General features: G+C 61.7%; 9 protein-coding genes and 1 pseudogene. 3 read left to right on the forward strand and 7 right to left on the reverse strand.

Features of this window, described 5'->3' with window-relative positions; all coding sequences use genetic code 11:
- The first annotated feature begins 108 nt into the window (after positions 1-108).
- Positions 109-783 carry a response regulator transcription factor gene (locus tag RISW2_RS20395; protein ID WP_043774508.1) on the forward strand — a complete coding sequence of 225 codons (675 nt, stop codon included), beginning with the start codon at positions 109-111 and terminating at the stop codon, positions 781-783.
- Entirely contained in the window at positions 780-2,096 is a 1,317-nt protein-coding gene (locus RISW2_RS20400) for a sensor histidine kinase (RefSeq protein WP_043774510.1), read from the forward strand. Before RISW2_RS20395 ends, RISW2_RS20400 begins: the two co-directional genes overlap by 4 nt.
- Before the next feature lie 125 nt (positions 2,097-2,221).
- On the opposite strand, the gene RISW2_RS20405 is transcribed toward RISW2_RS20400, so the two are convergent.
- From RISW2_RS20405 to RISW2_RS20415, 4 genes are all read right to left on the reverse strand, one after another.
- Positions 2,222-2,908, reverse strand: a complete 687-nt coding sequence (locus RISW2_RS20405) for a CPBP family intramembrane glutamic endopeptidase (RefSeq protein WP_051492208.1) — start codon at positions 2,906-2,908, stop codon at positions 2,222-2,224.
- A gap of 275 nt (positions 2,909-3,183) precedes the next feature.
- Positions 3,184-3,417 carry a hypothetical protein gene (locus tag RISW2_RS25525; RefSeq protein WP_211238731.1) on the reverse strand — a complete coding sequence of 78 codons (234 nt, stop codon included), beginning with the start codon at positions 3,415-3,417 and terminating at the stop codon, positions 3,184-3,186.
- Between the two features lie 577 nt (positions 3,418-3,994).
- Complete coding sequence (locus tag RISW2_RS20410; protein ID WP_043774513.1) at positions 3,995-4,939, reverse strand: CPBP family intramembrane glutamic endopeptidase; 945 nt, start codon at positions 4,937-4,939, stop codon at positions 3,995-3,997.
- A 460-nt stretch (positions 4,940-5,399) separates the two neighbouring features.
- Complete coding sequence (locus RISW2_RS20415; RefSeq protein WP_043774514.1) at positions 5,400-5,801, reverse strand: RidA family protein; 402 nt, start codon at positions 5,799-5,801, stop codon at positions 5,400-5,402.
- 124 nt (positions 5,802-5,925) lie between these two features.
- On the opposite strand from RISW2_RS20415, the gene RISW2_RS20420 reads away from it, so the two are divergent.
- The gene (locus tag RISW2_RS20420; protein WP_051492209.1) at positions 5,926-6,567 is read left to right on the forward strand and encodes a TetR/AcrR family transcriptional regulator; all 642 of its coding nucleotides are present in this window, start codon (positions 5,926-5,928) and stop codon (positions 6,565-6,567) included.
- 80 nt (positions 6,568-6,647) lie between these two features.
- Here RISW2_RS20420 and RISW2_RS25935 read toward each other — a convergent pair whose 3' ends face one another.
- The 3 genes and pseudogenes from RISW2_RS25935 to kdpF form a co-directional block, all read right to left on the reverse strand.
- A complete protein-coding gene (locus tag RISW2_RS25935) occupies positions 6,648-6,758 on the reverse strand; it encodes an integrase core domain-containing protein (RefSeq protein ID WP_425277801.1) in 111 nt (36 codons plus the stop codon).
- Positions 6,731-7,577, reverse strand: a pseudogene (locus RISW2_RS20425) (IS110 family RNA-guided transposase); the annotation flags it as partial. The pseudogene RISW2_RS20425 and the gene RISW2_RS25935, both read right to left, overlap by 28 nt.
- 93 nt (positions 7,578-7,670) lie before the next feature.
- The coding region (kdpF, locus tag RISW2_RS25710; protein WP_244437686.1) for a K(+)-transporting ATPase subunit F at positions 7,671-7,867 on the reverse strand (197 nt) is incomplete at its 5' end.

The raw sequence follows: 7,867 nt of genomic DNA on the forward strand, positions 1-7,867 counted from the left end.
GTGTATCCATTTTTGCCGCTTGCGGCACATGTCGAGACTGGACTACGTCGACCTCGCGCCGCGGCCGATAGCCCCCCAACCGCGCACCCGGAACTTCGAGGACATGCCGTGAGACTTCTTCTGATCGAAGACGAGCCTCGGCTCGCGGAGACCCTGCGAGCCGCTCTCGAACGAGAGCGTTTCGTCGTGGATCATGCTGCCAGTCTGGAGGCCGCACGCGATGCCGCATCCCTCGCACCCTTCGATCTCGTCCTGCTCGACCGTACCCTGCCGGACGGTGAAGGCCTATCGCTCCTGCCCTCCTTGCGCGCCAGCAATCCCGGCGTTCACGTCATCGTGCTCAGTGCGCGTAACGGGGTGGCCGACCGGGTCGCGGGCCTCGACACCGGAGCGGACGACTACCTCACCAAGCCGTTTTCGACGGACGAACTGCTTGCGCGGATACGCGCGGTCCGGCGGCGTCCCGCCGAACTGGCCGGCGCGGACATCCGCGCCGGGGGCGTCGTCTACGATCTCGCGCACGAGGAGGTGACCGTGAACGGCGCGCGCATCGACGTGCCGCGGCGGGAATTGCGTGTGCTTGCAACTCTGATTCAACGCCGCGGGCGGACCGTGCAGCGCGAGGCGCTCGAGAACGCGGTCTTCGGCTTTGACGACGAGATCCAGTCGAACACTCTCGACTCGCACATCTCGAGATTGCGCCGAAGGTTGAACGCGGCGGAAGCACGGATCGAAATCCATGCGATCCGCGGAGTGGGCTACCTTCTGAGAGAGGTCTCGTGAAAGGGCGTCCGTCGCTCAAGCGGCCGCTGATCGTCTATCCGCTGCTCGTCCAGTTTGTCATCCTCCTCGCCTCGTTCGCGATCCTGATCGCAATTGCAATCCGTCTCGATAGCGGCGGACCGTATACCGACGAGCGGATCATCCCGATTTTTGCAAACGCTGTGGAGCGTGACGCGGAAGGCGGCCTCGTCGTCGCCACGACACCCGAACTGGCCGACTTGCGGGTCGAGACGCCCGATCTGTGGTTCGTGGCCGAGGATGACAGCGGCGAAAGCGTGACCTTCGGCACCGTGCCCGACCACTACGCCTCTCTCGAAGGCCGCCTGAGCGATATCTCCTACGCTCAGTTGAGGGACCGTGCCGCGCCCTACAACCTCGCGGCGGCGATCCGGAGGGAGACGACGGAGATCGGCCCCCTGACCATTCTCGGACACGGCGCGCTGTCCGAACTCAGCTTTGTCCTTCTGTTCGCGACCAACACCGCGATCCTGCCAATCTTCCTTGTGCTGACGCTGACCTCGTTGATCTTCATTCCGTGGATTGTCCGACGGTCCCTCGCTGGCGTCACAAGGATCGCGCAGGAAGCAGAGGAGATCGACGCCGAGAGCCGCGGGCGCCGTCTGAGCGAAGCCCACGTTCCGAGCGAAATCGCCCCGCTTGTGCGCGCCATGAACGACGCCCTCCGCCGCCTCGACGAGGGATACGAGCGTCAGAAGCGGTTCATTGCCTCCGCCTCACACGAGTTGCGGACACCCATCGCGGTTCTGTCGAGCAAGGTGGAAGCGACCCAAAACGAAGCCATCCGCTCCCTAGCGCCCGATGTGCAGCGGCTCGCGACCATGACGGAGCAGCTTCTCGATCTGCACCGTCTGGATACCAACCGCGACGATACGTCAGTCGACCTTGCGGCGCTCGCAAGGCGCGTCGTCGCAGACCTGGCCCCGCTCGTGATCGCCCGCGAGTGCTCCATCGAACTCGAGATCCTGGGAAGTACCACCTGCATCGGCGATGCCGCCGCGCTGGAGCGCGTGCTCATGAACCTCGTTCAGAACGCACTTGACCATGGCGGGCATAACGTCATCGTCCGGGTCATTCGTGCCGGCTTCGAGGTCGAGGACGACGGCCCCGGAATTCCACCCGAGGAGCGTGAGCGCGTGTTCGAGCCTTTCCACCGTCTTCGCCCGCGGGCCAGCGGAAGCGGTCTTGGCCTCAATCTCGTGCGTCAGGTCGTTGACCTGCACGCTGGAGAGGTCGAGATCCTCGATGCATCCGCGGGTGGGACCGTGGTCCGTGTGACACTCAGCCCCCGGTGATGTTCGCGCAAGGCGCCGGCGCCGCTGTTCACAGACATCTCGCAATCGTGGCCCGAGACCGATCTGACCGGACAAGAAACTTCCTTACCGATGGCTTCGGCGGCAAATAATATGGCGAGCGCCCTTCAGGAAAACGCATAAGCCATGCTGTGCATGCCGTTATAGGTGGCATGAAGACCGACGGACGGCCAAACGGAACCGGTCGTTCGGAAGAGCATGCCTGAAAGCAGGCCAATCGTGATCGCGAGCAGCAGGGTCATGCCCGATCCATGCACGATGCCGAAGATGAGCGCGCTCAGCCCGACACCGGCCCAGGCACCATATCTGTTCAGAGCATTCGCTACGACACCACGAAACAGGAACTCTTCTCCGATTGGCGTAAGGATCGCGCCTCCGATGAAGGACAACACGAAGGGCATTAGACCGGCCTGGACGGATGCGCGCAATGTGGGCTGAGGATCATCGACCAATTGGCCTGATACCCCGGAAACGTGCTGGACGATCAGGCTGACGCCATAGCCGGCGATGCCCAGTGCGATTGCGGGAATGATCCACTGCGCCCGGACTGGCCGGACACCGAGAGCAAAGAGACTTCGCGATCTCAGGAAATAGACTGCGGCGAACCCGCCCAAACCGGCCACACCACCTCCAAAGGACCCGATGATACCGTGCAGGACGAGCCGATCGCTGCCCGTATCTCCGGCCACCAGCGTCGTCCAGGAGAGCAGCAAGTAATAGACCGAGATCCCGATACCGATCGCGGATAGTGAGGGAGGTTCGAGGGATCTGGAGACATGATTTACGGGTGTCATTCTGACCCTCTTGTTCGTGCCCGGCGGCCGAACCGCATCGAGGACGACGCCACGCGGACGTCGACCATCGAGGCGGCCAACCGCCAAACTGACCGGGATGCTGCCGGAACGGGCGCATCGGCGAGATTGATCTCGCAGTGCCCGTTCCAAGCGGTCATGGCTCGGGTATTCCGTCTGTAATCAACGGGGCCGGTCGGTGTTAACAGCGCATGCCGCGCACCGCGGAAATTGATGTCCGTCAGATGGTGGAACTGTCGGCCTGACGCTCGACCGTGTCAGCATTCTCGCCGACTGGGATCGCGGTCGCATCGCTGTTCGCGCGCGCGGTCGGACATGATCTGAGCGTTTAGCGCGGTCTCGGCGGTCAGGTTTTGCAGCCGAGCTCTCTCCAAACTTTCTGAGGAAGAGCCGTTGTCCGTCATGCACCCTGCCACCGAAATGGCGAGTGCAGTCGCGAGAAAAAGGCGCGTTGCCGTTGCATGGCTGCGAGTGAGGAAGAAAAGTTGCATTTTCGTCGACCTTTGGTGTCATTATGCTCGTTCGCGCCAGCAGGCCGCATGCCTGCGACCTGCCGTGCAGGTGCAATATGCCGACCAAGATTGCGCCAAAGTGGCGTGATAAGGAAAATCACGGATTGCGGGCGCCGTGACGTAAGGGCATCTGCATGGTCTGCGCAAACGGGCCCATCTCGCCAGAACGGTGACGCGGGATCTCGAAATATCCCGAATGCTCGCACAATTCATGGATGGGATATCCGGACAGATATCCCGGCAGATGGAGGACAATCGTTCGCGTCGCTCCGGATGAATTTTCGCGAAGCGGAGATGGCATTGAAACAAGCAGTCTGGAAATTGCAGGGCCACCTGTTCGCGTCTCCAGCGCATGGGAGATCTGGCGATGATGGGGAGGGCCGCAGATATCCGGGAGAGCGCTGTTCCAAAGCTTCGAGAAGGACCAGCGACTTGGCGGATCAACTGCTCAAGAGTATCGACGGCCTTGTTGATCTCGGAGGAATGGGCCGTAACTCGCGCCATTCCGCAGCACCAAGAGGCGGCTATACCGCTCCCCTCGGCACGGCATCTCAGCCTATATCCGTAACCCATTGACAGGTGTCCGCGCGGGTCCCGACTTTCGCGTCGTCCACCAGACAATCGCCGTGATCACCGCGATTGCCGCGCTCGGCACCAGGTTGGCTGGTGTTCCGACGATCTCGCCGCGACTGCTCAGGTCCCCTCCAAGATCGACGTGAAGCGTCGTGGCAAGAACTAGGGCGCTGACGTTATAGGTCCCGTGCAGCACGGCGGCGACCTCAAGGCCACCCGTCCTCCACGTTATGATAGCCATTGCGCCGAAGAGCACGAGGTAAGAGCCAAGAATGTAGGGGTCGAGAGTGCCGTGGAACAGCGAGAAAAGAACGGTCGTTGCAACGATGCCCAGGAGTGCGCCGGACAGTGATCCACGCGTCCAGCTGCCGACGACCCGGAACATCACGCCGCGGAATCCGTATTCCTCGCCGGCCGCTGCAAGCGGGGTGAGCGTCATGCCGATGATAAAGAACGCGACCAGATCGGCCGTGCTCCATGGAATCGTTTCAACCGGCGAAAGAAGGAACCCGACTGACATGACGGTGAGGAGAAAGGGGCCGAAAGCAAGCAGAGAGCGGCCAAAAACACTGAAGCGAAAGCTGCCGGCGACCGAATGCAACGAGCCGGCGGGAAGTCCGTATAACCAATGCTGGATCAGCATGCTGTATGGAATAAGAAGAGCGAGCGAGAACAATCCGGCAGCATGACGCAAAGGCGTAAGACTATCCCCCTCATAGAAACGTTCTTCGACCGTCGAGACGATGGCCAGGCAAAGTTGCGCAAGGGCAACTAAACCCGCAAACAGCAGGACGATCGCGATGACTCCGCGGATAAACTGGGATTTTTGACCAGCATAGACACGATGGTATTCCACGCCTTCAGGCAGCCTGGGGTCTTGCACATTCTGGTCATGGCTTAGAAACCAAGTCTCACTGTCGCTGCGCATTCTTTGCCTCCCTCTATTTGCCCTGCGAACGACATCATTCCGCGTCCCACGAAAGCGAAGTGACTGCCAAAGCCGCTTTGACCGAGCCGTGAGACAGCGAACCGATCCCTCGGATAAATTCGCTGTCTTACAGATCGAATTGAGTGCTGCTTGGCATTCACAGCCTTGCTCCGCTAGCGATCCCCTTCATGGGCCGTTCCGCTATTCGCTCCGCGGGGCTAAAGACTGCGATTAACCGGTTAGGCGCACCATACCTGCGAAGGTTGCGCCAACATGGCGCCGCGGAGAAAATCGGTGGCGCCAACGCATGGCGGCGCCACCCCGCCCTATTCGGCGTCCGACCCGGAGCGATGTCATCGTCAAGGATGCACACCACCTCGTGGTTCATAAAGATCGTGAGGCAGAGTCGCAAAGAGCGCCCCCCGTCGCGCGATGGCCGGCAGACGTTCGTCGCATGGCATCACGCCCGGGCAGGGATACGGGCGATGACCTTGATCTCGAAGTCGAAGCCCGCCAGCCAGTTGACACCGATCGCGGTCCAGTTCGGATAGGGGGCGCTGTCGAAGACCTTGCTCTTCACGTCCATGATGGTGGCGAATTGCGCTTCGGGATCGGTGTGAAACGTGGTGACATCGACGATGTCGGCCGTCGCTGCGCCGGCGGCCTTCAGCACGGCCTCGAGGTTGTCGAAAGCAAGCTGAACCTGAGCTGCAAAGTCGGGCTCAGGCGAGCCGTCCTCGCGGCTTCCGACCTGACCGGACACGAACAGCAGGTCTCCCGAACGGATCGCCGCGGAGTAGCCATGCGTCTCGTAGAGAGCGTGACGGTTGGCGGGGAAAACGGGTTCGTTGTTGAGGGCCATGAGACGCTCCTAAGGTTGCGGGTGAGTAGGCAACGCACTATCATATACGCTGCGTATGCGAGTTAGTGACATACGTTTCGTATGTCAACTGGCATACGATGCGTATGTAAAGTGGAGGCGAAAAATGGCGTCAGGCATTCGTGCGGCCAAGATGGAGGAAACCCGCGCCAAGCTGATCGAAGCGGGCCGCAAGGCCTTCGCAGAGAAAGGGTATTCCGCGGCCTCGATGGACGACCTGACCGCGGCGGTCGGACTGACCCGCGGCGCGCTCTATCACAATTTCGGCGACAAGCGCGGGCTCATGGCGGCGGTGGTCGACAAGATCGACAGTGCGATGGCCGCACGCGCGCAAAAGGCCGGGCGAGAGGCCGGCGGCGGTTGGCCGGGGCTGATGGCCGAGGGGCGAGCCTATGTGGAGATGGCACTCGACCCGGAGGTGCAACGGCTCGTCCTTTTGGACGGACCGTCCGTCTTGGGAGACCCCTCGCAGTGGCCGAGCCAGAACCGCTGCTTGCAATCGACGATGGCGACGCTGACCGAGCTGTCCCAGGCCGGCGCCATCAAGGCCGTGGACATCGAGGCGCTTGCCCGCCTCCTGAACGGCGCGGCGCTAAACGCGGCACTTTGGGTCGCGGCAAGCGATGACCCGGAAGCGACGCTGAGAAAGGCTCTTGCGGCATTCGAATGCCTTGCGGAGGGAGCTTTGAAAGCAGATGCCTGTAAATCGGACGAAGCTCCCTGCTTTTTGCGTGACCCCCATTCTTAATCCAACCGAAACCGGAGCCTGGCGGTCAGCGCAGCTGTCCCGAACGTTAGGCCACCCGGATCTGGAACCTCCGAGCTCGATCACGCTGGCGGGCCGGATACGCCGGCGTGATTGATGAGCGCCACCGGAACGTTGTAGCCGACTGCGCTGTGGGGACGGTCCTCATTGTAGAACCTGCGCCAAGCCTCCATCTTTTCGCGGGCATCTTCGTTAAGGCCCCGATCCTTTGCCTGCCGCCTGTCGAATGCTGCCGCGGTATAAGGCCAAGCCATGCCGCGAAATCTCGGCCTTTGCGGAACGCTTCCGGCGGCGGCGCCAACGTGACTATGGCTGTCGCGATCAGCGGACCGACGCCCGGAATGGTCATCAGACGCCACGCCACGTCGTTCTCCCTGGCGCGACGGGTGAGCTCGGCATCCAGGGTTTCGATTTGATCGTCGAGCTGGGCGAGCGTCGCGGTCAGGACCTTCAGCGACGCCCGTGCCATCGCTGGCAGTTCCGCCTCGTCGTGCGCGATGAGCGCAATCAAGCGCCGGGCATTCGTCGCGCCCCGGCGACACGACCTGACCGTATTCGGTGAGAAGTCCGCGGAGCGCGTTGTTGGCCTGGGTGCGCTGCCGGATGAGCAATTCGCGGACGCGGAAGACGTCGGCCGCCCCCTGCGTTTCTTCGCTTTTCACTGGCACGAAGCGCATGTTCGGTCGCTGCGCAGCTTCGCAGATCGTCTCCGCGTCAGCCGCATCGTTCTTTTGCCGCTTGACGAACGGCTTCACGTAGGCGGGCAAGATGAGCCTGATGTCATGATCAAGCCGGGCCAGCTCCCGCCACTAGAAATGAGCGCCGCCGCAGACCTCCATCGCCACGAGGCAGAGCGACAGCTTGCTGAAGAACTCCGGCACCGCGGACCTTCTGAGCTTCTTGCGAAAGACCACGCCACCTCTGGCGTCAGCACCGTGGACCTGGAACACATTCTTCGCGAGATCCAATCCGACCGTGGTAATCTCCGACATGACCGCCTCCCAAAATAAATTGTTGCGATCCCGCCTTGGCACGTCGATGCCGTCGGGGGGCGGTTACAGCATCAAAGCCATCACCCTAGCTCCTCAGAACCGCTCGGGCCGCGCGAGGACGGCGACGAGATAGATGAGGAGCCCGGCTGCGACGACGCTGCCGAGAACGAGATCGAATATAATGACAGTCACTCCAATGCGAATTTCGCTGAGAAGTAGATAGACGCTCACTTCGTAAGGTCGCCATTTAGATTTCGGCGTCGCAGAATGACCTGCTCCCCTGAAAAGTC

Source organism: Roseivivax isoporae LMG 25204 (assembly GCF_000521865.1).
GTDB classification, from domain to species: domain Bacteria; phylum Pseudomonadota; class Alphaproteobacteria; order Rhodobacterales; family Rhodobacteraceae; genus Roseivivax; species Roseivivax isoporae.